Source organism: Haladaptatus sp. T7 (assembly GCF_026008575.1).
Classification (GTDB): Archaea; Halobacteriota; Halobacteria; order Halobacteriales; family Haladaptataceae; genus Haladaptatus; species Haladaptatus paucihalophilus.
Window position 1 is genome coordinate 1 of record NZ_BROP01000008.1, and the last position, 24890, is coordinate 24890.

Annotated in this window: 21 protein-coding genes; 12 read left to right on the forward strand and 9 right to left on the reverse strand. The window is 63.9% G+C overall.

From position 1 onward, the window contains the following. Nucleotides 1-1007: 1007 nt before the first annotated feature. Nucleotides 1008-1316, forward strand: a complete 309-nt coding sequence (locus tag OPC11_RS18710) for a hypothetical protein (protein WP_007982077.1) — start codon at nt 1008-1010, stop codon at nt 1314-1316. Here OPC11_RS18710 and OPC11_RS18715 read toward each other — a convergent pair. Next, nucleotides 1313-1609, reverse strand: a complete 297-nt coding sequence (locus OPC11_RS18715) for a hypothetical protein (protein WP_018129084.1) — start codon at nt 1607-1609, stop codon at nt 1313-1315. The genes OPC11_RS18710 and OPC11_RS18715 overlap by 4 nt on opposite strands. A gap of 424 nt (nt 1610-2033) precedes the next feature. Then, nucleotides 2034-2651, reverse strand: a complete 618-nt coding sequence (locus OPC11_RS18720; RefSeq protein ID WP_264782940.1) for a GAP family protein — start codon at nt 2649-2651, stop codon at nt 2034-2036. 261 nt (nt 2652-2912) lie between these two features. Between OPC11_RS18720 and OPC11_RS18725 the strand changes: the two genes are divergently transcribed. Next, on the forward strand, nt 2913-4109 hold the full coding sequence (locus OPC11_RS18725) for an AI-2E family transporter (RefSeq protein WP_264782941.1): 1197 nt from the start codon (nt 2913-2915) through the stop codon (nt 4107-4109). On the opposite strand, the gene OPC11_RS18730 is transcribed toward OPC11_RS18725, so the two are convergent. Beyond that, a complete protein-coding gene (locus OPC11_RS18730; RefSeq protein WP_264782942.1) occupies nt 4100-4879 on the reverse strand; it encodes a PHP domain-containing protein in 780 nt (259 codons plus the stop codon). The two genes, OPC11_RS18725 and OPC11_RS18730, sit on opposite strands and share 10 nt — an antisense overlap. Nucleotides 4880-5077: 198 nt before the next feature. On the opposite strand from OPC11_RS18730, the gene OPC11_RS18735 reads away from it, so the two are divergent. Next, entirely contained in the window at nt 5078-6331 is a 1254-nt protein-coding gene (locus tag OPC11_RS18735; RefSeq protein ID WP_264782943.1) for a PQQ-like beta-propeller repeat protein, read from the forward strand. Nucleotides 6332-6361: 30 nt separating this feature from the next. On the opposite strand, the gene OPC11_RS18740 is transcribed toward OPC11_RS18735, so the two are convergent. Beyond that, a complete protein-coding gene (locus OPC11_RS18740; protein WP_007982087.1) occupies nt 6362-7321 on the reverse strand; it encodes a hypothetical protein in 960 nt (319 codons plus the stop codon). On the opposite strand from OPC11_RS18740, the gene OPC11_RS18745 reads away from it, so the two are divergent. Then, nucleotides 7320-8945, forward strand: coding sequence for a hypothetical protein (locus tag OPC11_RS18745; protein ID WP_264782944.1), 1626 nt, complete (start codon nt 7320-7322; stop codon nt 8943-8945). The genes OPC11_RS18740 and OPC11_RS18745 overlap by 2 nt on opposite strands. Before the next feature lie 62 nt (nt 8946-9007). Here the strand turns inward: OPC11_RS18745 and OPC11_RS18750 are convergent, their stop codons facing one another. The 3 genes from OPC11_RS18750 to OPC11_RS18760 form a co-directional block, all read right to left on the reverse strand. Beyond that, nucleotides 9008-9415, reverse strand: coding sequence for a hypothetical protein (locus OPC11_RS18750; protein WP_264782945.1), 408 nt, complete (start codon nt 9413-9415; stop codon nt 9008-9010). A 173-nt stretch (nt 9416-9588) separates the two neighbouring features. Further along, entirely contained in the window at nt 9589-12366 is a 2778-nt protein-coding gene (locus OPC11_RS18755) for a heavy metal translocating P-type ATPase (RefSeq protein ID WP_264782946.1), read from the reverse strand. Between the two features lie 102 nt (nt 12367-12468). Next, nucleotides 12469-13209 carry a type II CAAX endopeptidase family protein gene (locus OPC11_RS18760; protein ID WP_007978165.1) on the reverse strand — a complete coding sequence of 247 codons (741 nt, stop codon included), beginning with the start codon at nt 13207-13209 and terminating at the stop codon, nt 12469-12471. Nucleotides 13210-13426: 217 nt separating this feature from the next. Here OPC11_RS18760 and OPC11_RS18765 point away from each other — a divergent pair, with 217 nt between their 5' ends. Then, nucleotides 13427-14872: an arylsulfotransferase family protein gene (locus OPC11_RS18765; protein WP_264782947.1), complete on the forward strand. Its 1446-nt coding sequence runs from the start codon at nt 13427-13429 to the stop codon at nt 14870-14872. A gap of 161 nt (nt 14873-15033) precedes the next feature. On the opposite strand, the gene OPC11_RS18770 is transcribed toward OPC11_RS18765, so the two are convergent. Continuing rightward, nucleotides 15034-16065 carry a M48 family metalloprotease gene (locus OPC11_RS18770; protein WP_264782948.1) on the reverse strand — a complete coding sequence of 344 codons (1032 nt, stop codon included), beginning with the start codon at nt 16063-16065 and terminating at the stop codon, nt 15034-15036. A 103-nt stretch (nt 16066-16168) separates the two neighbouring features. Between OPC11_RS18770 and OPC11_RS18775 the strand changes: the two genes are divergently transcribed. From OPC11_RS18775 to OPC11_RS18800, 6 genes are read left to right on the forward strand one after another with little or no spacing between them, the layout of a single operon-like run. Beyond that, complete coding sequence (locus tag OPC11_RS18775) at nt 16169-17227, forward strand: DUF4129 domain-containing protein (RefSeq protein WP_264782949.1); 1059 nt, start codon at nt 16169-16171, stop codon at nt 17225-17227. Next, a complete protein-coding gene (locus OPC11_RS18780) occupies nt 17224-17898 on the forward strand; it encodes a hypothetical protein (protein WP_264782950.1) in 675 nt (224 codons plus the stop codon). The genes OPC11_RS18775 and OPC11_RS18780 overlap by 4 nt, the downstream gene beginning before the upstream one ends. Next, nucleotides 17895-19169: a DUF58 domain-containing protein gene (locus OPC11_RS18785; protein ID WP_264782951.1), complete on the forward strand. Its 1275-nt coding sequence runs from the start codon at nt 17895-17897 to the stop codon at nt 19167-19169. Before OPC11_RS18780 ends, OPC11_RS18785 begins: the two co-directional genes overlap by 4 nt. Beyond that, nucleotides 19166-20650 (forward strand): hypothetical protein, encoded by a 1485-nt coding sequence (locus tag OPC11_RS18790; RefSeq protein ID WP_264782952.1) that lies wholly within the window; start codon nt 19166-19168, stop codon nt 20648-20650. Before OPC11_RS18785 ends, OPC11_RS18790 begins: the two co-directional genes overlap by 4 nt. 40 nt (nt 20651-20690) lie before the next feature. Further along, entirely contained in the window at nt 20691-21344 is a 654-nt protein-coding gene (locus OPC11_RS18795) for a hypothetical protein (protein ID WP_018129088.1), read from the forward strand. Nucleotides 21345-21359: 15 nt separating this feature from the next. Beyond that, a complete protein-coding gene (locus OPC11_RS18800) occupies nt 21360-23399 on the forward strand; it encodes a hypothetical protein (RefSeq protein WP_264782953.1) in 2040 nt (679 codons plus the stop codon). A 10-nt stretch (nt 23400-23409) separates the two neighbouring features. Here OPC11_RS18800 and OPC11_RS18805 read toward each other — a convergent pair whose 3' ends face one another. Then, a complete protein-coding gene (locus tag OPC11_RS18805) occupies nt 23410-23544 on the reverse strand; it encodes a hypothetical protein (RefSeq protein WP_007978153.1) in 135 nt (44 codons plus the stop codon). A gap of 152 nt (nt 23545-23696) precedes the next feature. Here OPC11_RS18805 and OPC11_RS18810 point away from each other — a divergent pair, with 152 nt between their 5' ends. Continuing rightward, nucleotides 23697-24431 (forward strand): DUF6293 family protein, encoded by a 735-nt coding sequence (locus OPC11_RS18810; RefSeq protein WP_007978151.1) that lies wholly within the window; start codon nt 23697-23699, stop codon nt 24429-24431. Nucleotides 24432-24890 lie beyond the last annotated feature (459 nt).

Consider the following 24890-nt stretch of genomic DNA (forward strand, 5'->3'; position numbering starts at 1 on the left):
GGCTAACATCAGATTCCATCATATACGGCTGACCGCAGGGGTGGAATCCTCATTTCCTTCGGACTTGAGTAGAGGCGAGGAAGGGTATTAAACCCTTCGAACCTCGTTCGCCCGAGATTGTGAGACGAGTTGAACGCCTCACAGATCGCGTCTGTGTCTTTCTTCGCGTTTGTATCCTGACGACCCTATCATATAAGGGCGTCGGACTTCGCCCGCCCCCGGCCGGTTGTGGGCCGGAGGCGCTTCGTATTCAATCCGAGTGCCCCGTAGTACTTAAGGGCACCGGATTAGGTGTGTTCCGTTCGTCCCAAACCGCGGGACGCCGTGTACATCACATCCGAGTGCCCCCATACACTTAAGGGCATTGGATTGGGTTTTCGTTCGCCCGAACCCGGCAATCGCATAGTTAAATGCGCCGGATTCGGGCGGCCACCTCGCGGGGCAAACCACGAGGCGTCGTTCGCATTCTATCGAAATGCCCGGTAGAATTTAAGTACGTCGAATCGAAGGCGCATTGGGAAGTCCAGACACGTCCCACGGTACAATAGCTCATTACTGTCCGACAAGCTCCCGATACCGAGTTATAGTGTTGTTTCGTGTGCGCGTATGGAGAAGTAGGGCAAATATCTGAGAGGATGTTGGGAGAGGAAATGACGCAATAGTGGAAGTTCGATCGGCATCCACGGGGCAAGACGAACCGGATGGACGGACACGGAAGTTCCGGCAAGGGTCGAGACGGGATGGACCGAAGAGTCGGGTGACTCGGGGCGGTCAGTGTCGGGAATCACCGGAACCAACGAGCTGTCAGACGCGGGACTGACGCGGTTTGAATATCGAGGCGGTTGAACGAACTCCTGATGGTGCGGCGTGCTCGTCGGGGGAGAGAATCATTAGCGCAATGTTACGGCCGAACGACTGTTTCGGCGGCGATTGCCCGGAGAGTCGGCGGTGGAGGGATAAAAGAGACGTTCGTCGCCCGTTCGCCGGTTCACTTCGAGCGCGGGGATATGCGACGGGCGTACGGCTGGACGAGAACCATACTCACCGCGGCGGCGGTTGCGCTCGCGCTCGGGATGAGCCTCAGAGTGGTACTGACCGGACTGTTCGTCGCGTTCATCACGTCGGAACTGCTTCCGGTTATCGTGTTCAACGTCTGTGTGAGTGTCCTGGTCGGACGGTGGCTCCTCAGAGAGGTTCGAATCCATCCACCGAGGCATCGACAGGAATCGCGTGGGGGGAACTATCGCCCGGGGTCGCCGAGTTCCTCCCGACCAACCAGATCGTCCGCTATCGACCGTCTCTGGGCCCGTTTCTAACAGTTTGCACTCACGAGAGAATCGAACGCGGCGGGGTCCTCCCAGAGTTCACTCAGCGTTGCGGCCGCGAGGTAGCGGGTCGGGGCGGCGACCCACTCCGTGGTAATGCTATCGTCGGGGGCCGGTGCCGCTGCCTCGAACCACCACGCGACGTACCGGCCGTCGTCGAGTCTTGCGGTGGGATACATTTGTCCGTTTACGGCGACGTCCACGCGGGAGTTCGCCTCCACTTCAGGTGCATCCTCCGGGCAGTCGGCGACTAAAATCTCGATTTGGACGGTCCGTTCGGTCACGCCGACGCACCCTCCTCTGTCGCGGCGAACTCGGCGACGCGTGCGACAGTTACGAATTCCATAGCAGACCATCGACGTTCACGTACAAGAAAGTCAGTCAGGCGCGTGTCTGACGCGAACCGAATCCGTCGAATCCCAGCGCACGGGATACGCTCCCCGAGGGGAGCGACCCACCTGTACTCACTGCCGCTTATGGCCCTAATGGGAAGTTAGTGGACAGAGACAGAAAACGCAGAATTCAACGTCGAAACGGGGTGAACCTATCGAATTCGAATTTATAAATTACATAGCGCGATATGAAATTGGAGGTGAGTCGTCCGAGCCGCCCCACCGAACGACAAGGGTGCGAGTCCGTGTGCGGACAAGAGATTACTCGGAGAGATGGAGCGAAACGGACGTTTTCGAGCTTGGTCCACGAAACCGGTTAGCCGAGGAGGTTGTTGAGGCTCATACCGACGAAGAGAAGGATGACGACCTCGCTGACGACCCACGAGTTATCGTTCATCCACTCCCGAGCCTTCGGCAGGAAGGCTTCGGCCCGTTTACCGAACGCGAGCAGGACGAGCGACGGAAACGCCAAAATCAGCAGAGTAACGACGATGAATCCGAACGAATCCGTGAGCGGGAGCCCGTTCGAGGCGAGATAGGATCCGACGGCGACCGAGGTGAGGATGTCGGTCGGAAAGAAGCCGAGCAACAGGAAACCGAGTCGGAACGAGAACCGCGGGCTCGCGGACGTCAACTTCCCCATCCATTTCGGGGGTTCCGACTCCTCCCGCGTCAGGTAGGTGTGCACCATGGCGGCGAGGAGGAGGACGAGAACGATGGCCGAGAGCGCGGTATTCGAACCCTGTTGACGGTTCGCCCCGATACCGAGAAAGTACGTGAGCGAAACGAGGAGGGTGATAGAGAGCGCCGCGCCGAAGACGAACGCGGCGGAGTTCCGCCGCCAATTCTCGCTCGTGGCGAGGAAAATCGCACTGAGAAATTGGGGGCCAGCGATCATGACGAACGCCAGCGGGAGCACTTGGAGGAGACTCACCGCCCCGCCTCCCCGTTGAAACGGAGATACCGTATCGATATCGGGCGCTCACGTCGGCATCCGTTCCCCCACCCACCGTGCGGCTTTGAACCAGTCATGTCGCTCCACCTGAACCACGACCGCGTGTGATAGCCGAGTCGTGTCGTTCAACATACGTAGGTCGTCTAACATGATAGCAGTTGTGGTGGCACATCCGACGAGAAGGGGCCGGTAACCGCCACCGACGGCAGAGCTAACATCGTCCGAGGTGTATGTCACGATATGGCAGGGAGTGTGGGGGATTCGGAAGCGATGCGAGTTCGTATCGTGCGGCCGGGGATGAAGTGGTGGGTCCTCGGCTTGATAGTGTTCGGCATCATCGCCGCCGTGGCGTACATGTTTCTCCCGTGGGTCGTGTTCGGTCTGTTCGTCTACTACGTCGCACGGCCGATAAACCGGTACCTCGGCCGGCGAATCAAAGGGAAGAACCTCTCGGCGGCGTTGTCGCTGGTGCTCATCGTCGTCCCCGTGGTGCTCTTTTTGGGCGTCTTCTTCTCCATCGCCATCGGGCAGTTGGCCGCCTTCGCAAATACGGACGTGGCGGCGCGACTCCTCGGCGGGTTGCCGACGACCACGATTCCGAACGACCCGAATCAGTTGCTCGACACGGCGACCACGACGCTCCAGAAGCCGTCGGTGCAGTCGGCGCTCGCCGCCGCGCAAGCCTTCGTCGGGGGCATCGCGTCGAGCATCTTCATGCTGTTTCTCTCGCTGTTGCTGGGCTTTTTCCTCCTCGTGGAGGACGAACGCCTCGCTCGCTGGGGGAAAGAGCAACTGCTCGGGGACGACCGGGTGTTCACCGACTACCTCGAAGCGGTCGATGCGGGCCTGAACTCCATCTACTTCGGCTACACGCTGACCATCTTCGTCATCATGATCCTGACCGCGGTCATCTACAATCTCTTCAATCTATTCGCGCCCGGAAACCTGCTCATTCCGGCGACGATACTCCTCGCGGTCATCACGGGCATCTTCACGCTCGTCCCGCTGGTGGGCCGGTCCGTCGTCTACCTCGCCATCGCGGCGTTCCTCGCGCTGGGGGCGATTCAGCGCGACCCGAACGCCCTCTGGTACCCGTTCGTGTTCTTCCTGTTCATGACGCTCGCGTTCGACAACGTGGTTCGAACCTACATCCGGCCGTACCTCTCGGGAAAGCTGTTCCACCTTTCGCTCGTCATGTTCGCGTACCTGCTCGGGCCGATACTGTTCGGTTGGTACGGCGTCTTTCTGGGACCGCTCCTGATGGTCATCGTCGTCCAGTTCCTCCAAGTGGCCGTCCCGCAGCTTCGCGGCAAGGAGCCGACCACCCCCCTCGACATCGGTCCGACGACGACCCACGAGACGGACGAAGGGACCGACGATGCGAGACGCGGCGGTGAAGCGACCGACGGCGGCGAGGACGAGGGAAGTCAGTCGTGAAAGCCCGGCGGCGCTATCGGCTCGATGTCGAGCGTTTCGAGGTGGTCGTCGAAGAAGTCGCGGCGGTGACGGAGCTGTTCGGGGGAATGTGAGTCGGAGCCGACCGTGAACGGAACGTCGTACTCCCGGAGAATCGTGAAAAACCGCTCCGCGGGGTGGACGATACCCGCGTCGGTCAGGGCGCGACCGGCGTTGATTTCGGGGACGGTTCGAGACGACGCGAACGTCCGGGCGAGCCGTCGATAGTGGTCGTCCGTCGCGCGGCCGCGGAGTCCGGGGGTCCGCTCTATCAGGTCGGGATGGGCGGCGATGTCGAACAACTCGGACTCGACGAGGGCGGAGAGGGTCTCGAAATAGCGGTCCACGATACCGTCCAACTCGTCGTCGGACATGTTCTCGAAGTTGGAGGGGACCTGCACGTTCATCTCGGCGATGTCGTGGACGCTGCCGATGGTGTAATCGAAGTCGGCGCGCTCGAAGAAGTCGCGTATCTCGGCCTCGTCGCGGGGGTCGTAGTCCATTTCGACGGCATCGTAAATTTCGACGTCGGCGTCCTCGCGCAACGATTCGATGGCGCGCCGACGGCGTTCGTAGGTGACGTCCAGATTGAATCCCCTCGCCGCGCGGACGTCCTTCGTGTACTCGCGCGAGGAGACGGTGCAATGGTCGGTGACCCCAATTCCGTCGAGGCCCACCTCCTCGGCGGCGCGGACCATCCGGGAGAGAAACGTTCCGTCGGAGTAATTCGAGTGGGTGTGAAAATCTCGCATTCGATGGAAACGTGGACGAGGACGGATATAAAATCCGCTGGCGATGTCGGTGGAAGTGTCGGAAAGTGGCGGAGGCGACAATACATCACCCGACGATACGAGTGAGCGGCCGTCGTGGATTATTAGTCAACCTGCCAACTAGTACGCGAGGCGAACGATGCGGACGGTTTTTCCGTCCTCCGTCGGTAGGTTCATCCAATGCGTACCCGAACGGTGGCGGTCGTCGCGGTCCTCCTCTTCTCCCTCGTCGGTGCCGGGGCGTACGCCGTCATGCAGCCGAATCAGCGGGGCCAACTGACGGAAAAGTGGGTCTCCGACACCTCGCGGAACACGGTCGGGAATCATCACGTTCCGGCGGTCGCGGAAATCGACGGATCGAAGCGAATCGTCGTCTCGGTCAACGTCGAGCAGAACGACGGCACGTGCTCGCTCGTGGAGATGGACGCGAACGGGACGAAAGGGTGGCAGGAGGAGATGCCGACGGAGAACTGTAACATCCACGGCTACGGCGACCCCATCTTCGCGGACTACGACGGCGACGGCACCCAAGACGTGCTGGTCGCGACGACCGAGGACAAAGTGCTCGGATTCACCTCGGCGGGGAAACAGGAGTTCGCGGGGAACCTCTCGTGGTGGGGTTACACCAAACCCATCGTGACCGACTTCACGACGGACCCCGGCAAGGAAATCGTCGTCACGGACCTGAACGGGACCGTCTTCGTCTACTCGGCGGACGGAAGCCTCGTCTGGCGGAAACACATCGAGAACTCGGCCACCGTCGTGGCCGCACCGGCCGTCGCGGATTTCGACGGGGACGGCGCGCCGGAACTCGCCGTCGGGGAGAAAAAGGTCACCGTGTTCGAACGGGACGGGAGCGTGAAGTGGCAGACGGGAACCGCCGGGAGCGTTAACTGGATGACGACCGCCCAAACCGACGGCGACCCCGCGGTCGAAATCGTCGCGGGAACGTTCGACGGTCACGTCACGGTCATCGACGGGAAGACGGGCGATAAACAATGGTCGAAGTCGTTCGGGCGGATGGCCGCCGTGAAAGCCGTCGGCGACGGTGACGGCGACGGACAAGTGGAGGTGTACGCGTCCACGCTACAGGAGGAAGGGGACACCGACATCGGAAAGCTCAGGGCGCTCGACGCGAGCGACGGGAGCGTCGAGTGGACGACGACGCTGAGCACCGAGGACGTGCAGACGATGCCGCCGTCGATGCTCGGGGACCTGAACGGGGACGGAAACAAAGAACTGGTCGCGGTCACCGAGACCGGTAGCGTGTCGGTCATCAATCCGGACAACGGGGCCGTCCTCGCGAGCTACGAGCGTAACGTGCCCATCTGGACCCACGTCAAACTGGCCGACATCGACGGTGACGGGAACCAAGAGATACTGGCCGTCTACGGCGACGGACGAGTCGTCGCGATGGATTACAGCGAAAAATAGCGAAGGAAGTAGCGAATCGACCGGAAGACGCTACGCCGACCGGTATCGCGGCACCGACAGCGCGTTTTTCAGCGGGAGATAGGCGTAGACGTGTTCGGTACCCAACGAGCCGACGCGGGGGAGTTTGCCGCCCTCGGGAGTGAGGCTGTGGGCCAGCGTGTAACAGAGCGCGTAGTTCAGCCGGAAGCTATCCCGAACCATCGTCTCCGGGAACGCCGTCGTCAGTCCCTCGAAGACGTCTCGGCCGCGCTCTTCGGCCGTCGCACAGCCGGGTTCGGGGAAGAACTTGCGCGAGAAGAAGGCGTAGGCGTGCGGGTCCTCGAAGAAGTCGGGGAGGATGTCCGTAATCGAGGCCCCTCGGGCACCGATTCGGTCCTCGCGGATGCACGAAAGCGCCTCGACGGACCGCACTTCCGGCGCTGGTGCCTCCGGCGAGCGGTCCATGAACGCGTCGATACAGCACTCGGGGTAGCCGTGGAGGCCGCCCTGATAGCGTTCGAACTCGCGTTCGGTGTCCTCCACGACGCCGACGACGTTTCGGCGGATTATCTCCCCGGCGTCCGGCGCGTCGCCCTCGCGGAAAAAGTACGCCCGGAGGCCGAAGTCGATGCCGTTCCCGCCGGTCCGGACGAACTCGGGCACGGTGAGGCAGTCGCCGGGGAACGCCGACCGAAGCCGCTTCGTTTCGGGCATCGACCGGTACGTTTCGTGGACGTTGTTCGCCGCGTGTTCGAGCGTCCCGACGGACAGCGAGTTCAAGTGTATCGAGGCGTTCTGGACGATTTCGTAGGATTCTTCGAGCGCCGCGATTCGGTCCGTGAAGGACGCGCTGTCGAGGTTTCGGAGCACGGAGAGTTGGTTTTCGAAGTAGAGGTCGCTCATCTGGATGCTCGCACCGTCCTTGCGTCCCACGAGGACGGGCGCGGTTTCGAGCGCGGCGAATGCGGGAAGCGACGAGAGCGCCGTCGCGTCGAACGATGACGAAGACATGGCTGTGGGTTACCGGCACGGCCGCAAATACATTCTGGGTCGCAAAGCCGCGGGCGTGGTTCGGCGAGAATCGCGCGGCGAAGAACCGCAGTTGCTTTTCCCGTTCGGCTACTACGGGCGCACAATGAACGGTGGACTCGGGGGGCGTTTCGGAATCGGGCGACGGTTCCGAATCGCGCTCACAGCCCTTCTCGCGGTCGGACTGATGTCGGGGGTGGCGAGCGCACACCAAGTCCCGAGCGAGAAGTTCGCCTCGCCGCTTCCGCTGTCGCTGCTGTTTCTCGGTGCGGGCGCGACCGTCGCGCTGACGGCGGGGTGGCTCGCGTTCACCGAGCGGACGCCCGCGGAGGGGACGCGCCGGACCCGCGTTCTCACCGTCCCGGCGTCGATTTCGACCCCGATTCGGGTCGGGGTTCGGCTCGTCTTCTTCGCCGGGTTCGCCGCCGCACTGGGTCTCGGCGTCGTCGGGCGACAGGTGCCGGTGGAGAACTTCGCAACCGTGTTCGTGTGGCCGGTCTGGTTCCGCGGGGTCGCCCTCCTCTCGATTCTCCTCGGGACGGTGTGGGCCGTCCTCTCGCCGTGGCGAACCTTCTACGACGGACTCACGTGGCTCGAAGGAGAACGGGTGGCCGTCGCCGAATCCTATCCGAAATGGCTCGCCAGTTGGCCCGCGTTCGTGGGATTCGTCCTCCTCTTGGGCATCTTCGAGAACCTGACCTACGTCCCCAACAGCCCGCGGTTGACGACGGGGGTTCTCGCGGTGTACGCCATCCTGATGGTGCTCGGAAGCGTTCTGTACGGGGTCGAGTGGTTCCGCCGCGCCGACCCGCTTGCCGTCCTCTACCGCCTCTTCGGGCGGGTCGCGTCGATAACTATCGAGCGGACGGACGAGGGCGGGACTGAAATCTCGCTCCGAGCGCCGTGGCGGGGGAGCGTCGAGCCGGTTCGTGACTTTTCGCTGGTCGCCTTCGTCGTCACCGCCGTCTACACCGTGAGCTTCGACGGCTTCACCAACACGCGGACGTACCAAGACGTGCTGTTCGACGCGCGCGACCTGCTCGGGACGGGACCCGAGACGAGCGTCCTGCTGTACGCCGCCGGTCTCGTCGTGTTTGTCGTCTCGTTCGCGCTCGCCAGTTGGCTCGTCGAACGCCTCGGCGAGCGCGAGCGAGGGACGCGCACCGCTCGTGCCACCGACGCGGAAACGGACGGCGGGCGGGTGTCCGCCGACGATGGCGCGCCGCTCCTGCCGGGGTGGCGCGGTGCCGCACGGGCCTTCGCGCCGACGGTGCTCCCCATCGCGGCGGCCTACGAGGTGGCCCACAACTACACCTACGTGTTCCGCAACCTCGGGCAACTCGTCGCCGTGGCGCTCGAACCCGTCGCGCCGGGCGTTCAAGCCGTGAACCCGCTCGGATGGCTCTCGCTCCCGGCGTTCTGGGGGTCGCAAGTCCTCCTCATCGTGCTGGGACACGTCATCGCGGTGGTCGCCGCCCACTACGTCGCGGTCGAGCGGTTCGAAACCGCGTCCGCCGCGCGACGGGGGCACCTCCCGCTGGTCGTCCTGATGGTCGGCTACACGGTGCTCTCGCTGTGGATAATATCGCAACCGGTGGTCTCGTAACCGGGAAGTGAAATCGGGGTCGGGCCGAAATCAGGGTCGGACAGGGGAGGGGGATGGGAGAATCAGTCGGTAGTGAGCCACGCCGTGGCGACGCCCAAGAACAGGAGTTCGACGGCTTTCGCCAGCACGCCCATCGGTTCGAGGAGTTCCTCGGCTTCGGTCGCGGGCAGGCCGACGGTGCCGCGGGCGACGTACAGTACGACGGCGATGGCCGCGATGGCGACGCCGAGCCACCATCCCCACCGGCGGTTCCGGTAGATTCCGACCGCGGCGACCGCCGCGGCGACGAAGTTCGCGGCGAAGAGCACGCCGAGGTAGGTCGTTTCCTCCAGATGTTCGGGTACCAAGACGAGGTGGATAACCCCCGTGAGGAGGATGAGTCCGGCACCGGCGATCACGAACAGGTGTCGTCTCGACTGGCGATTCGAGTCGGTGGCCGTCGTCTCGGCACGTTGTGTGGAAGTATCCATAGTTGAGTAGTTTGAAACGGAGACGGGCGTCGGGTGAACCAGTCCGCCCCGTTGATTTCCGATAGGACGGGGGCGAAGATAGCGACTATGGTACACGCATCGAATCTAACGGAAAAAAGTGACAGGGATGGGAACGAACAGGAAGGTGACAGGGGTGGAAACGAACCGGAATGCTACTCTCGAAGGGACTGCGGCGTAATCCGCGACAGTCGCATCGCGTTACCCGTGATGGCCGTCGTCATGCCCGCGTCGCCGACGAGGACGGCGGCCCAGATGGGGACCAGACCGAACGGCACCGCGATTGCGAGCGCGGCCTTCGCGGCGAGGCTCGTCCAGACGTTCTGGCGGATGACGCCGTTCGCGTCGTGTGCGAGGTCGTAGAGGTACGGTAGTTTCGAGAGGTCGTCGGCCATCAGCGCGATGTCGGCCGTCTCCAGTGCGGTGTCCGTTCCGGCGGCACCCATTGCGACGCCGACCGTCGCGGTGGCGAGCGCCGGGGCGTCGTTGATGCCGTCGCCGACCATCGCAACACCTCCGAACGAGGTTCGGCGGGCCAACGATCGTTGCTCGTGAGCATCCCCGGACGAGGACTGGCCCGACGACCGTTGCTCGCGCGGTCCGTCGTACCGCTCGCGGAGTTCCTCGATGGCTTCGACCTTCTGCTCGGGAAGCAGCCCGGCGCGGAACTCGTCCACGCCGACCTGCTCGGCGATGGCCTTCGCCGTTCGCTCGTTGTCGCCCGTGAGCATCACGAGGTGGTCGATACCGAGGTCGCGGAGGCGCTGTATCGCCGCTTTGGCGTCGGGGCGCACCTCGTCCGCGACGGCGATCGCACCTTCGAGTTCGCCCTCCGTCCCGCCGGATTCCATCCGACTTCCAGTCGGGCTTTGCCCGACGCGGCCGACCAAGACGACCGTCTTCCCCTCGCGCTGGAGGGCCGGAACCGTTTCGTCGAGCAGGTCGAGACAGTTATTTCGCTCACAGAGGTCGCGGGTCGCCGTCGCTTCGACGCCCCCGTCCGTCGCGTGAACGTGGTTCAGGTCGAATCCGAGGTCCTCGAACAGGTCGGGTTTGCCCGCGTAGTGGGTCGTGCCGCCGAGGTCGGCGCGGACGCCCTTGCCGGTGAGGCTCTCGAAGTCGTCGATTTCGTGGTCAGCGACGCCCGCCCCGTCGGCTTCCGCGACGATGGCCTCGCCGATGGGGTGTTCGCTCCGCGCTTCGAGGCCGCGCGCACAGCGGAGGACGTCCTCCTCGGAGTTCCCGTTGAGTGGAATCACGTCCGTGACGGTCAACTCGCCCTTCGTCAGCGTCCCCGTCTTGTCGAAGGCGACGGCTTCGACCTCGCCCATCGCTTCGAGGTGGTTGCCGCCCTTGATGAGGACGCCGTTTTTCGCGGCGCTGGTGATACCCGAGACGACGGTGACGGGGGTACTGATGACGAACGCGCAGGGACACGAGAGGACGACGAGCGTCAGGCCGTAAACGAACCACGTCACCCACGGTGCGTCGAAGACGAGCGGCGGGACGGCCGCGACGAGCACCGCGAAGGCGAGCACGAGCGGGGTGTAGTAGTCCGCGAAGCGTTCCACGAACTGCTCGCGCTCGGTCTTGTTCCCCTGCGCGTCCTCGACCATCTCGACGATGCGCGAGAGGGTGTTGTCGCTCGCCTCGGAGGTGACTTCGATTTCGAGATAGCCGCCCTCGTTGATGGTCCCCGCGAACACCTCGTCGCCGGGGGTCTTGTCCACGGGGACGCTCTCGCCCGTGATGGGGGCTTGGTTGACCGCGCTCTCGCCGTCGGCGACCGTCCCGTCCATCGGGATTTTCTCGCCGGGGCGCACGAGCACCACGTCGCCGACGGCCACGTCATCGACGGGTATCGTCTCCTCCTCGCCGTTCCGCTTGACCGTCGCCTCGTCGGGCGAGAGGTCCATCAACTCCTGCAGGGAGTTTCGGGCCTTGTCCATCGAGTAGCGTTCGAGGAGTTCCGCGACGCTGAACAGGAAGGCGAGCGTCGCCGCCTCCAAGTAGAGCGATTTGCCGAACCCGATGCTCACCGCGAGCGCGCCGAGGATGGCGGTGCTCATCAGCAGGTCGATATCGAGGTTCCGATTTCGAAGGGAGTAGTAGCCGTTCGTGACGATGGCCTGCCCGCCGACGAGGACGGCCAGCAGGAACGCCGCGTCCGCGACCGTGATTTCGACGCCGCCGAGCGCGACGGCACCGCCAGCGCCGACGAGGGTGGCGTTCGCCCCGGTGAGGAGGAACTCGAACAGCAATCCGAGCGCGACGAAGACGCCGCTGGTCCACGTCTTGACGGCCCGCGTGCTCGTCCAGACGCTCTCCGTATCGAGCGACGCGTCGTCCTCGTCCGCGCTCGTCCCGGCGACGTCGTACCCGGCGTTTTCGATGGCCGCCGTCACGTCCGCCACGGACGCGGACTCGTCCGTGGAAACGGTGACGTTCCCCGTCGTGGGGCGCGTATCGTACGCTCGAACGCCGGAAACGCCGTCGAGGGCGTTCTCGATTTTGCCCGCACAGGATGCACAGTCCATGTCCGGGACGGAGAACGTCGTCTCCGAGGCGTCGCGTTCGACCGCGTAGCCCGCCTTTTCGACGCGGGTTTCGACGGCCGCGGCGTCCGTCGCCGTCGCGTCGTACTCGACGGTGAGCGTCCCGGTCGTGACTTGCGGGTCGATGGCGTCGATGCCGTCCAGTGTTCGAACGCTGCTTTCGACCTTCCCGGCGCAGGAGGGACAGTCCATGTCCGGGACGGACAACCGGACGACATCGGAATCGCCAGCGCCGTCGGTGACGACATCCGCGTCGGCCGATTCGTGGCCGTCGTCGTCGTGATGACCGTAATCGGCATCACAACCGTCGTCGGCGTCGCCACAGCCACACGAATCGGCGTCGGGGGGAATCGTCGAATCCGAACCCGTATCGTTCATGGTCGAACGTAGTTACTACTGAGTTATTAATCCAGCTGCTATGAAGTGGCGTTCGGTTAGGAAGAGATTATTAAAATATAGGGATTGAATTGTTATTCTGGATTACGACGGGAGTTGCCCCGTCGCCATGAGGTACTGCAGTCCGAACAGCGTCGCGTTGTACGCGCCGTGGACGAGCATCGGAACCGCGAGATTGTCGGTGTACTCGTACAGGCTACCGAGGACGAGTGCCAGCGTGAACACGGTGGCGATGTAGACGAATTTACCGACGCTCCCGCCCAACAACGAGAAGAAGTGAATGGACGCGAAAATCGCGCTCGCCAAGACGATGGCCCGGACGGGATGGAACACCTTGCGGAGCATCCCCTGAATGAGTCCGCGGTACAGGAGTTCCTCGCCGGGGCCGATGAGCAGGAACGAGAGGGGAATCAACAGCAGGTAGATGTCGGGATTGCCGCTCGCCATATCGACGATGGAGTTCTGCGCGGACTGAACCCCGAGGGCTTGCGTCACTTGGGAGATCAACTGGAGGAGTGCGAAAAGGGCGACGAATCCGGCGACTGCGATACCGATGTCACGAAGCGACGGGACGCGAATGTGGATAAAATCGAGTCCGAGGTTTCGATAGGAGAGGTAGCCGAGTGCGATACCACCGAACGTGACGCCTTGGAGCATGACGGCGCTGACCGCGAGGAGGAGCGCAGGTCGGTTCAGAATATCGATACCGACGGCCATGAAGGCGAGGACCGCGACCGCGGCGACGACTTGGCCGACGCCGTACGCCCCGACCGAGAGGAGGAGACCCACGCCGAACGACCGGAGCTGTGTTCCTGAATTACTCATCCGTAAGGAATACGAACGCACCCCTTCTGCGTCTTTCGGTTGCGGAACGAGAGCCGAACCGGAACTCAAAACCCGCCGTGCGTCGTTATTCGGGGTGAAAACGGTACGTACACGTCTCTTTCACATCCCGCCCCCATTCATTTCATACGCTAAATTAAAAGTTGTTTGTCACGCTCGGTCAAAACCGGTATATTTTCGGACGCAATAGAAGGGGGTAATGGTATCAAAGCGGATGCTTCGGCTCTTCTTTGCCGGACTGGTGATACTATCCGGAGTCGCGGTCGTGAACGCGTACGCCACGAACCCCGGAAGTTCCGCGGATTTCCGCGGCAAAACACAGTCCGAAATCAGGGCCGAAACGGGTCAAATGGTCCCCCCCCGTCAGAACATAACGGTGATCGCAACCGACTCCAACTCCTGGCTCGGCCGCGAGGCGAGCGGCCCGCGAGCGCGGGCGGAACTCGTCGCGTTCAACCCGAACGGGTCGATTCTGTACTACAACGACTCCCACACACGATACTGGGACGTCGACCCAGTGAAGGGAACGAAGACGACGGTCGAGTACTCCTACGCGGAGCACCTGAAGAAAGCGGAGTGTCCGACGGACTGGAACCTCTCGCGGCGCAACGTGGACCAGGAGACGTGGGACACGTACATGGACGTCCACGGCGAGGTCGGTGCCTGTACGCGGAACGGTATCGAGCGCGTCAACCTGACGACCGGCGACGTCACCCCCATCTGGTCGGAGGTCACGCCGGGGAAGGAAGCCACCCGGTATCACGACGTCGACCGCCTGAACGAGACGCACTTCGTCGTCGCGGACATCTTCCTCGACCGCGTGTTCATCGTCAACACGACGAGCGGGACGGTCGGGTGGACGTGGAACGCGAGCGACGCGTTATCGACCAGCAAAACCGGCGGTACGTATCCTGACGACTGGACGCACATCAACAACGTCCAAGTCCTCGACGACGGCCGAATCGCGGTCAGCGCCCGGAACAACGACCGGGTGCTGTTCCTCGACCCCGGAAGCGGGTTGGAGAAGAACTGGACGCTCGGGAAGGAAGACGACTACGACGTCCTCTACGAGCAGCACAATCCCGACTTCATCAACGAGTCGAACGGCGGCCCGGCGGAACTCGTCGCCGACTCCGAGAACAACCGCGTGGTCGAGTATCAGCGCGAGAACGGCTCGTGGGAGCGGACGTGGACGTGGCAGGATTCGAAGATGCAGTGGCCCCGCGACGCCGACCGCCTGCCGAACGGTCACACCCTCATCACCGACTCGAACGGTAACCGCGTCTTCGAGGTGAACGAGAAGGGGAAAATCGTCTGGGACGTGCAGATAGCGTTCCCGTACGAAGCCGAACGTCTCGGCACCGGCGACGAGAGCGCGAGCGGCCCGAGCGCGCAGAAAGCGGCGCTCAAATCGAGGTCGAACGGCTTCGTCAATCAGTTCTGGATCGGCGTCAAAGACGCCATCCCCGGCAAGTACCTCAACGGTCTGATGTACATCACGCCGGTCTGGATCGGCGTTCCCGAACTGTTCGCCATCCTCCTCGGGGCCCTGTCGCTCCTGACGTGGGGGCTGTTCGAACTGAAGTGGGCGGGCGTCTTCACGTCGGTCCGACAACGAATCGAGTCGCTGAACGAAACGCGATAAGATCGGCCATCGAACATATCGAATCGGCCGAAGAGAAGTAGAAGCACGGAACGAATCGGCGGGCGAACCGCCGGGCGAATCGGCAGACGAAACGACGTGACGGCCGGTCGCGCCGTCTTTTTCGGGACGATAACGGCCAGAGCGGTCAGTGGCCGGAGGAGTCAGCGGTCAGAGTCGGCCGTGAGCGAGCGAAGCGCATCGAGGCGGTCGTCGATGGGGGGATGGGTTCGTACCGAAATCGGGAGCGATTCGAGCGCGCCGCCCTCGTCGCCGAACCCGCCGGGGAGGAAACAGAGCTGTTTCACGCCGTCCACGGCGCGGGCGTCTCGGTCGGACGCGGCCGGTGCGTCCTCGCCGAGCGTCCTGAGCGCACCGGCCATCGACGCCGGACTGCCCGAAAGCGTCGCGCCCGCCCGGTCGGCGATGAACTCCCGGTCGTGGGAGAGGCGACCGGCGAGCGAGACGACCGGCATCGCCAACAATCCGAGGGCGGCCCCGCCGAACAGCAGGACGAACGCGACGAGCAAGACGTAGGTGACGGTGTAGCGGACGCCGAACAGCGGCGCGTCGATGACGGCCGCGCTGGGAACGTAGAGGAGGACGATGGCGGCGAGCCAGACGGTCCGCCGGGCGGACCGAGACAGACCGAGGTCCTCCAGCAGGGAGTAGTCGCCCGCCAGTGCGGGGAGGAAGGTCGCCAAGGTCATCACCATCGCGTCGCGGTTCTTGACGTGTGCGAGTTCGTGGGCGAGCACCGCGTCGAGTTCGTCGGCGGAGAGCGCGGCGAGCAAGCCGGTCGAAACGACGAGCGTCGCGCGTCGGGGCGTCCCGACGGTGAAGGCGTTGGGCACGTCCGTCTCGGCGACGGCGACGGTCGGAACCGCGACGTCCGCGCCGGTCGCAAGCCGTCGAACGCGGGCGAGCAGGTCGGGGTACTCCTCGTCGGTGACGACGGTGGCATCGACCGACGAGAGGGCTTCGCGGCGGGTGTATCGCAGTTGCGCCCACGCGACGACCGCGGTCGCCGGGACGACGAGCGCCAGCCATCCCAGTCCGGACGGGAGGGCGGTTGCGACGGGCGCGAGCCACGGGCGGAGGAGGAACGCGACACAACCCACGAGGAGGAAGTCTGCGAGCAGCACGCACGCGAGGGTGGCGATGATTCGCCGAGTCAGGGCGGGGTCTCGTGACATGTCGTACGTAACTCGTCGTGGTCGCACCACATGAATGTTGGTTCAAAGACGTGTCCAGTTGGGAAGCAAGATATTTGCCTGATGGGAAAGAAACCCAACACCTGTGGAACGCAATCGCCTCCGCGCCGCCCTCATCGCCCTCTGTGTCCTCGCGGTCATCTTCGGTGCGTCGCTGTTCCCCGCTACCGGATTCGGGTCGTATCCCGCCGGTCCGGGAGGCGGCAACCGCGCCGATACACCGGGTGCGCCGAGCGCTGGCAGTCGCTCGACCGTCAGCGCCGGAAACCCGTCCGACCCGGGAACGGTCGCAACGACGACGGCGCAAACGACGACGAACAGCGAATCGAGCGGCGGGTCGGCCGACTCGGAAACAGCCACGACAACGACGACGGCGGCGAGTGCGTCGCAGTCGACGAGTAACGGGACCCCGCTCCTACAGATACTCGGGAAGGCGGTCGGAATCCTCGTCCTCGTCGGGGGCGCATTCCTCGCCGTCGGGTTCCGGAGGGGAACCCTCGCGCTGGACGGCGACGGCGCGATACCGCTCACGGTTCGCGGGATTCCCGTCGGCGAACTCGTCGGGAAGATACCCGCCAGAACGATGGGCCTCGTCGTCGGGTTCTCGGCGTCGATTCCGCGACTCGCGGACGACGCCATCGGCCTGCTGGGCGAAGTCGGACGCGGCCTCGCCGCGAGCACCGTTGGACTCGGTTCGGCGCTCGGGAGGACGATAGCCGTCATGGGGCGCGGCTTCAGCGGGACGCTCCTCGCCATCGGCAGCGTCGGAAGCGGCCTGTTCTCGATTCCCAAGACGCTCTCCCGACCCACCCTGTCCGGCCGTTCCGACGGGAAATCGGAGAGTCGAACCGCGACGAACGGGGGGACCGCACCGGCGGAACCCGAAGAACGCGGCCCGCCGAGCATCGAAGAGGCGTGGGAATCCATGACCGAGCACCTCCCGGTCAGGCGTCGGCGAACGACGACGCCGGGAGAGTACGCACGCGAAGCGATTCAGCGGGGCTACCCCGCCGACGCGGTGCGTCAGTTGACCGCCGCCTTCCGCGAGGTTCGGTACGGGAGCTTGCCGCCGACGGCGAACCGCACGAAACTCGCCCGCGCGGCGCTCGATAAAATCGACCGGTTCAGAGAGGGTGACGAATGATGCGTCTCGTCGGGCGCGCCGTCGGACGCGTCGCCGGGTACGTCGGAGGGACGTTCCGGAACCGTCGGAGCCGCGAACGCCTCCTGCTGACGGTCGGCGTCACCTCGCTGCTGCTCGCTTTCGTCGTCGTCTTCGCGCCGTGGGCCGTGCCGGAAGCGACCGTCAAACCGTTGGTCGGGTGGCTCGCGGACCCGACGACGGTGCTCCTCCTCGCGGGTGCGGGCGGACTGCTCGCCATCTGGTCGCTCGGCGACGGCGTGACGGACGAACGGGACGAAATCTGGCAGCCGCAAACCGACCCCGAGAGGGCGCACTACGACGAACACCGGACGAGCGGGTCGGACGTGGACGACGGCCTCGGCCTGTCCGGCAACCTCGGTCTGGAGTCCAGAGAGCGGCGCAGTCGGCGGGCGACGACGCGGCGACACGTCAGACGCGCCGCGGTCGAGACGCTCGCTGGCGACGGATACACGAAAACCGAAGCCAGGGAGCGACTCGAAGACGGGTCGTGGACCGACGACCCGCGGGCGGCGGCCTTCTTCGGCGCATCGAGCGCCGACATCCCGCTTCGAACGCGCATTACCGACTGGGCGCGCGGCCAGACGTTCGACCGCCGCACGGAACGGGCAGTTTCCGAACTGCGAGAACGGAACGGCGGTGAATCGAAATGAGCGGCGGTCCCGAACTGAACGCCGGGATGACGGTGGCCCTGCTCGCCGGTGCGGCGGGCGTCGTCACCGGGAACACCGTGATGTTTCTCTCGTCCGTCGTCGGGTTCGTCTACGCGGCCTATCAGTTCACGTCGGGGACGCCGGAGCTGTCGGTCGAACTCGACCGCGAGGTAGAAGAGCGGTCGCCGCGGCCGAGCGAGGACGTGACGGTCACGCTCACGGTGGAAAACGAGGGCGACGACGCGATTGCGGACCTTCGTATCGTGGACGGCGTGCCGGAACGGCTCGCAGTGGTTGACGGGTCGCCGCGCCACGGGACGAGTTTGGGACCGGGCGAAACCGTGTCGTTTTCCTACGCGGTTCGAAGCCAGCGCGGGACCCACGAGTTCGGCCCGACGACGCTCGTCGCGAAATCCATGAGCGGGACGCGGGGAGTCCGCGAGAAGCGGACCCTTCCGGCCACCATAACCTGTGATACGTTCGTCGAGGACGTGCCGCTGTCGCAGTTGACCACCCCGACGCCGGGGCACATCGAGACGGACGCGAGCGGCGAAGGCATCGAGTTCCACTCGACGCGGGAGTACCGGCCGTCGGACCCGATGAGCCGAATCGACTGGAAGCGGTTCGCCCGGACGAAGGAACTGACGACGGTGAACTTCCGCGAGAGTCGAGCGGCGGCGGTGTTACTCCTCGTGGACGCCCGCTCGGCCGCCAGCATCGCTCGGCGGTCCGGCGAACCCGACGCCATCGACCTCTCGGTGTACGCCGCGGAACGAATCGCGAACGCGCTCGTCCGGCAGAACGACCGCGTCGGCGTCGCGCTGTACGGGTCACAGCAACTGTTCCTCCCGCCGGGCGGCGGGCGGGAACAGGCCGCCCGCGTCCGTGCGACGCTGGAAGAAGTCGAGACGCCGAGGGAGATGTCGAGTAGCAGCGGACTGTTCGGGTCGTCGCGCGACGAGCGAACGATGGAGCGGCGGTTCAAACGGCTTCGAAAACGGCTGTCCTCGGAGACGCAGGTGATATTCCTCTCGCCGCTGGCCGACGATACCGCCGTAGACGTGGCGAAGCGGTTCGACGCGTACGGACACGCGGTGACGGTCGTCACCCCGGACATGACGGGAACCGAAACGCCGGGCGGTGCGGTGTCCGAAATCGCCCGGACGGAGCGACTGAACGAGATTCGACGAGGGAACATCAGCGCCATCGACTGGTCGCCGGACGAGCCGCTTGCGACGGCAGTCGAAAAGAGCGCGAGGTGGTCGGCGTGAACGAGGAGGTCAACCACAGTTCGACGCGCTTCGGCGGCGCGTTGGCGAGCGTCATCGCAGCCTGTGCGGTGCTCCTGCTCGGGTGGGGGACCGGCAATCTCGGGAGCGTCGCGGCGGGCGTCGTCGGCGCGATCAGCATCGCGCTCGGTGCGATGGGAATGCAGTCGGCGGCGAACGAACGGCGAGCGGCCGGAAGCCTCGGCATCGTCGGGGGGGCGATAGCGCTCACCGTGTCCCTCGGACTCGGGACGCCGCCGCTGTTCTCGCTCCTGCTCGGACTCGGCGTGACTGCCGTCGCGCTCAACGCGACCATCTCCCTCTCGTCGGGAGTCAGCTTTCCGGTGTATCTCATGCTCCGTCGGTCCCTCGCGGTGCTCGTCGTCGGAACGCTCCTCGCGGCGAGCATCCACGCAACGGTGTTTCGAACGCTCGGGCGGGTCGGGAGCGCAATACTCGTCGGAAGCGCCACGTCGAGCACGCTCGCCATGCTCATCGCCCTCCAGATAGGGTGTCTGGTGGCCGTCGAGTTGCTCCACTGGGTCGTTCCGATACTGGACGACTGGCTTCCGGCGACGGCGAACCTCCGCCACCGAATTCTCGAACCGTTCGGCTTCCGACTCGAAACCGTGCCGACGCCGTACTGGATATTCCTCGCGCTGCAGGTCGTCGTCGCGTTCTCCGGTTGGGGACCGCGGTGGTTCGAGAGCCTGCTCACGGCGCTGTCGGTGTTAGGCGATGTCGTCCGGTTCACCGTCGGTTCGGGAATCCTCCAGAGCGTCGTGGGCGTCGTCATCCTGTTCGAACTTGTGATCCTCGCCGCGAGAGGAGCACAACACGTCATCATCGCGTGGATGGGTGACGAACCGCCGCAAACGCTCGCGTTCGCAACGGGCGGAATCGCCGCGGTCGCGTTGGCTGGCGTCGTCGCCGTGGTGTCGATGCTGGTCCCCGCGGTCGGGTCGCGGTTCGCGGCCGCTGAGCCGTGGCAGTTGGTCGAGCAACTCGGCCCGGCGACGGTCATCACGGGCAGCGTCACCGGCGTGCTGTTGTCGCTCGTGATGGTGCAGGTGATGGCGGTCCTGACCGTCCGCCCGTGGGTCGCGCTCGATTCGGCGAGCGGGTTCGCGTTCGGCGGCGCGACACTCTTCCTCGGGGCGCTCGTCGCCGCGGGATTGGGCGCGTCGCCGGTCGTGGTCTTCTGTGCGGTCGGTGCCGCCCTCGTCGTCCGGGACGTCGGCGACCACGCGGCGGAAGTCGGCTTGCAAATCGGTCGGACCGCGGAAACCCGGCGCGGCGAAATCGCCCACGCAACCGGCGGGCTGCTCGTTGCAGGCCTCGGCGTCGGCCTCGCGGTCGGAACCCTTTCGTTCGTCGGGCCGGTGTCGCTCCCGACGAGTTCGTGGCGAGGGTACCTCGCGCTCGCGCTGCTGTTGGTCGCGGTCGTTTCGTTCACCCTGCTGCTTGCGACCGACACGGAGTGACGAAACATTTATTTCGTTGGTTGTGTGAGTTTGATATAACATGAGTTCCGGCTGGCCACGATTTGCCGACTCCCCGCGCCAGTTCGTGCGCTATCTCCGCGAGCTAAAGAAACGGGGAAGCAACCTGCTTATCACCGGGGACGTGCCCGATACCGTCACCGCACGGGCGACCCAAACCCTGTTCGGGGAGGGCGACCGGCGTTACCGCGTTCTCGCGCTCCTCGATACGACCAGCCGGATTCCCGACTCGCTCTCGGTGGCCGACGACCGTCTCTGGGTCGTCGAGCGAGCGGGGGAAAAGCGCTCGGCCAGGCCGAGCGCGTCGAGCGACGTGTCGGTGAGGGAAACCGACGATATGGACGGGATTCGACGGGAAATCGGTGCCGCGGCCGATTTCTACGACGACGAGTTCGACGGACTCGACCCGGCCGAACTCCGCATCGGCGTCGATTTGGGCGTTCGAGACGACCGGGATTCGATACGGGAGTTCGTCGAAGGGACGGCCGAAATCGTCGCCGACCATCGCGGGATGGCCCATTACCACTTACCCAAGCCGGACGATGACCCGCTCGTCGACGAGCTTTCGCCGCTGTTCGACGCCCGTATCGAACTCAGGCAGGTACCCGGACAACCGCCCGAGCAGCGGTGGCACGTCCCGGCGTTCGATAAAACGACTATATGGGTGCGCTTGTAACCCGTCACCGTTTGAATGGAGTTCGAAACGCTCACCCGACGGACCGGGCTCGAAATCAGCGACCCAATTGAGAACACCCGGTTCGAACTGTACGTTCCCGAGCCGATAACCCCGGTACAGACGAGGACGGGCAGATTTTATTTTCCCGTCGACGCCGCCGTCGGATTCGAAACCGCGAGCGTCGAGATTCCGAAACACGTCTCGCCGCTCGTCTGGACGCAATCCGGCGAGCTCGTCGCCGATAGCACGAGGATAGACGGCAACGAGTTTCCGGCGGGCGACTACCTCCTCGAACTCAACAGCACGTCGATGAAGCTCTACCTCGCGTTCGAGAGTGGATTTCGACTCGAACGGGGGGAAACCGCGGTAACGGTTCACTGTGAGGGAACGACGCGCATTCGCGTCGGCGCGCGCTCGCTTCACGAGCACCCGGCGGGGACGATAACCGTCACGGACGAGGTACGCGATGTGATGCGCGCCGTCTCCCTGTTCGGGTCCGCGCTGAAGACGCTCTCGCCGGAGCGGTCGTTCCCCACCTTGCGCGGACATCCGCCGCTCATCGAACGCGGGGAGACGTTCTCGGTTCCGGGCGAAATCGAGCCGCCGGAAACGGACGTGACGCTCGTCCTGCCGCCGGAGCGAACGCGGGTGTACACCGCGTCGTCGCTGGCCTACTATCTCGGTGCGGAAATCATCGCGGGGGACGAACCGCGGCTCATCGCTGGGAATTTCGAGCAGTCGCTCGACGGACCGGACGGCTACGAGGCGACGGTCAATTCGATACTCCGACGAACGTTTTTCTTCGACTGTCTCGCCCGGACGGAGGGCTTCTACGATGTCGAGCTGTACGAGCGAAAACGGGTTGAGTCGAGGATGGACGTCGATTTCGAGTCGTTGTACGACGCGCCGCTCGCCGACCGGGTGGAGAGGGCGCTTTCGCTGCCGTTCGAACGGGTCGAATCGGTAGCGATGGACTGGAATCTGACGACGGATATCGTGCCGACGAAGGCGAACGTCGAAGCGCTTCCGTTCGTCGCGTACGACCTTTCGTTCTGTCGAACACCGTCGAATCCGACGGAAAGGAACGTCACCGAACCTCCCAAAGCGTTCGACGACTTTGCCAGGAATGCGAGCGACTGGCGGTGGGACGACGACGACTTCTTTCAGGTGGCGTCCGCACCGACTGCGGAACACGCGTGGATAGGGAACGGCTATCCCCTGGGAGTGAACAAACTCACGCTCGAATCGCTGTACCGACGCCTCGACAGACCCGACCCCGACGACTCGACGCTAACCGTTCACGTCGTCTGCAACGACGAGACGATGGAGGACGAAAAGGACGTAGCGGAACAATACGGCGTCCGGGATTTCGTCGAATCGGACGTGTCTGTACACCATCAGTTGACTGGCGACGAGTTGTCCGAACTGCTCTCCCTGCCGTCGGATTTCGTCCACTTCATCGGCCACGTGGATTCGGACGGCTTTCGGTGCCCGGACGGACATCTCGATGCCGAATCGCTGTCGAGCGTCGAGACGAACGCGTTCCTGCTCAACGCCTGTCGCTCGTACGAACAGGGTACCGCGCTGATAGAAAAGGGAAGTCAGGGCGGCGTCGTCACGATGTCGCCCGTGCTCAACTCCGCCGCGACGCGGGTCGGGAAGGCGCTCGCCCGGTTGCTCAACGCGGGATTCCCGCTTCGGGTGGCGCTCGAAATCGCACGAACGCAACTGGTAGATAGGCATCGCTATCTCGTCGTCGGCGACGGGGCGTTGACCCTGTGTCAGAGCGAAAGCGGACAGCCGATTCGCTTGGACGTGGAACCGAACGGGGACGGTTACGTCGTCACTCCAGTCGCGTATCCGACGCAAACCTACGGTCTCGGAACGGTTCTCTCGCCGATGTTCGACGAACAGAGATACATCGGGTCGGGAACGGTTCGGGCGTTCGAGTTATCGGCTGACGAACTCGATGCCGCGCTCGACGCGGAGGTGATGCCGGTCGAAGCGAACGGTACGCTCCACTGGAGCGACGAGCTATCGACGTCGGACCTGTAAGCGACGTCGCTCAGGGACCGGGACTGATGTCCGCGAAGTTCGCGGCGACACACTGTACTTGGAGCAAAATGAGGGTCGCAGCGAACAGGACACCGAGCAATCGGGGATTCGATTTGACGCGCTCCGATAGCGAATTTATTTTCATACAATATTATATCCGAGAATAAAGCACTTAATAGTTACTGAAGCTAACAGACAGAAGAGGGAACGAGTCCGGGGAACCATCACCGACCGTGGACCCGTACGACAGCGGGAAAATCTAGCGGTTTTAACGGGTAACGCGCGAACGAATCCGCTATGCAGTCCATCGACGAGGTACATATCGCTCCGCTCGGATTCGAGTACGACCGAATCTTGGGTCCCGTGAAGCAACACGGGGTAGACATCCTCTATCTCCTCGAACACGATAGTCCGGGAAGTCCCGACTATCACGACGCGTTGAAGGAGGAACTCGACGCGGAAGGTATCGAGGTTCGGTCGCGGACGGTCGATCTGATGGACATCTACGACGTTCTGGGAATCGTCACGACGCTCGTCTCCGAACACGAGGACGACATCGTTCGGGTGAACGTCGCGAGCGGGTCGAAGCTCTCGGCGGTCGGCGCGGCCATCGCCTGCATGGCGACCGATGCGACGGCGTACTACGTCCACCCCGAAGGCTACGCGTACGCGGACCGAAACGAACGCCAGAGTTACGGATACGTCGGCGAGGAGGTGCTACCGACCTACCCCATCGAATCGCCGACGCACGACCAAGTGTCCGTCATGCACTACCTCGAAGAGGCGAACACGGACGTGTACACCCCGAAGAAAAAGGACCTCATCAGCTACGCCGAGGACGAAGAGTTGTCGTTCATCGCCGACAGTAACCCGGCGAACGACAAGGCGAAGTTCGCCCTGCTGAACGCGAACATCGTCGACCCGCTGGAACGCGACGGCTACATCGAAGTTAGAAAGGTCGGACGGCAAAAGCAGGTGACGCTGACCGAAACCGGCCACGACGTGCTGCGTGCGTTCCGACACAAACTGTAACGACGGAAATCGAACGACTGCGAGGTAGTGTTACGAGTTAGAATCGAATAGTGAGTTGAAACAGGGTCGTGAGTATCGATAGTATGGTGAGTTGCAATACTATCGACAGTCACATGGTAGAACTGAATTATCTATCCCCAGAAGAACTAATCGATGACGACGTAGCGCCCCATCACACCCACCCTCCACGGTCGTCTCCCCTGACGACCCGCTTCGGCCCTCACCGCCCCGGCTGTTCGGTTCTACCGACAGCCATCCCCGCGGTCGTCTCCCCCGACGACCCGCTTCGGCCCTCGCCGCCCAGTGGTCCCATGCTGCCCCATGGTTCCCGGTGGGGCGCGTACGCATCGTCATCTACTCTCCTTCGACGGCCGCCGAACCCACAGCTCCGAGCGACGGGAGCAAAATAGGCTCGACGCAAGAGAAGGCAAAACAGAAATCTTCGAAATTCGGCGGTAT

What these genes read in the sequence shown, in the direction of transcription:
- OPC11_RS18710 (WP_007982077.1), top strand. Translation starts at nt 1,008, where the DNA reads ATGCGACGGGCGTACGGCTGGACGAGAACCATACTCACCGCGGCGGCG.
- OPC11_RS18725 (WP_264782941.1), top strand. Translation starts at nt 2,913, where the DNA reads ATGGCAGGGAGTGTGGGGGATTCGGAAGCGATGCGAGTTCGTATCGTG.
- OPC11_RS18730 (WP_264782942.1), bottom strand. Translation starts at nt 4,879, where the DNA reads ATGCGAGATTTTCACACCCACTCGAATTACTCCGACGGAACGTTTCTC.
- OPC11_RS18735 (WP_264782943.1), top strand. Translation starts at nt 5,078, where the DNA reads ATGCGTACCCGAACGGTGGCGGTCGTCGCGGTCCTCCTCTTCTCCCTC.
- OPC11_RS18745 (WP_264782944.1), top strand. Translation starts at nt 7,320, where the DNA reads ATGGCTGTGGGTTACCGGCACGGCCGCAAATACATTCTGGGTCGCAAA.
- OPC11_RS18740 (WP_007982087.1), bottom strand. Translation starts at nt 7,321, where the DNA reads ATGTCTTCGTCATCGTTCGACGCGACGGCGCTCTCGTCGCTTCCCGCA.
- OPC11_RS18750 (WP_264782945.1), bottom strand. Translation starts at nt 9,415, where the DNA reads ATGGATACTTCCACACAACGTGCCGAGACGACGGCCACCGACTCGAAT.
- OPC11_RS18755 (WP_264782946.1), bottom strand. Translation starts at nt 12,366, where the DNA reads ATGAACGATACGGGTTCGGATTCGACGATTCCCCCCGACGCCGATTCG.
- OPC11_RS18760 (WP_007978165.1), bottom strand. Translation starts at nt 13,209, where the DNA reads ATGAGTAATTCAGGAACACAGCTCCGGTCGTTCGGCGTGGGTCTCCTC.
- OPC11_RS18765 (WP_264782947.1), top strand. Translation starts at nt 13,427, where the DNA reads ATGGTATCAAAGCGGATGCTTCGGCTCTTCTTTGCCGGACTGGTGATA.
- OPC11_RS18770 (WP_264782948.1), bottom strand. Translation starts at nt 16,065, where the DNA reads ATGTCACGAGACCCCGCCCTGACTCGGCGAATCATCGCCACCCTCGCG.
- OPC11_RS18780 (WP_264782950.1), top strand. Translation starts at nt 17,224, where the DNA reads ATGATGCGTCTCGTCGGGCGCGCCGTCGGACGCGTCGCCGGGTACGTC.
- OPC11_RS18785 (WP_264782951.1), top strand. Translation starts at nt 17,895, where the DNA reads ATGAGCGGCGGTCCCGAACTGAACGCCGGGATGACGGTGGCCCTGCTC.
- OPC11_RS18795 (WP_018129088.1), top strand. Translation starts at nt 20,691, where the DNA reads ATGAGTTCCGGCTGGCCACGATTTGCCGACTCCCCGCGCCAGTTCGTG.
- OPC11_RS18800 (WP_264782953.1), top strand. Translation starts at nt 21,360, where the DNA reads ATGGAGTTCGAAACGCTCACCCGACGGACCGGGCTCGAAATCAGCGAC.
- OPC11_RS18805 (WP_007978153.1), bottom strand. Translation starts at nt 23,544, where the DNA reads ATGAAAATAAATTCGCTATCGGAGCGCGTCAAATCGAATCCCCGATTG.
- OPC11_RS18810 (WP_007978151.1), top strand. Translation starts at nt 23,697, where the DNA reads ATGCAGTCCATCGACGAGGTACATATCGCTCCGCTCGGATTCGAGTAC.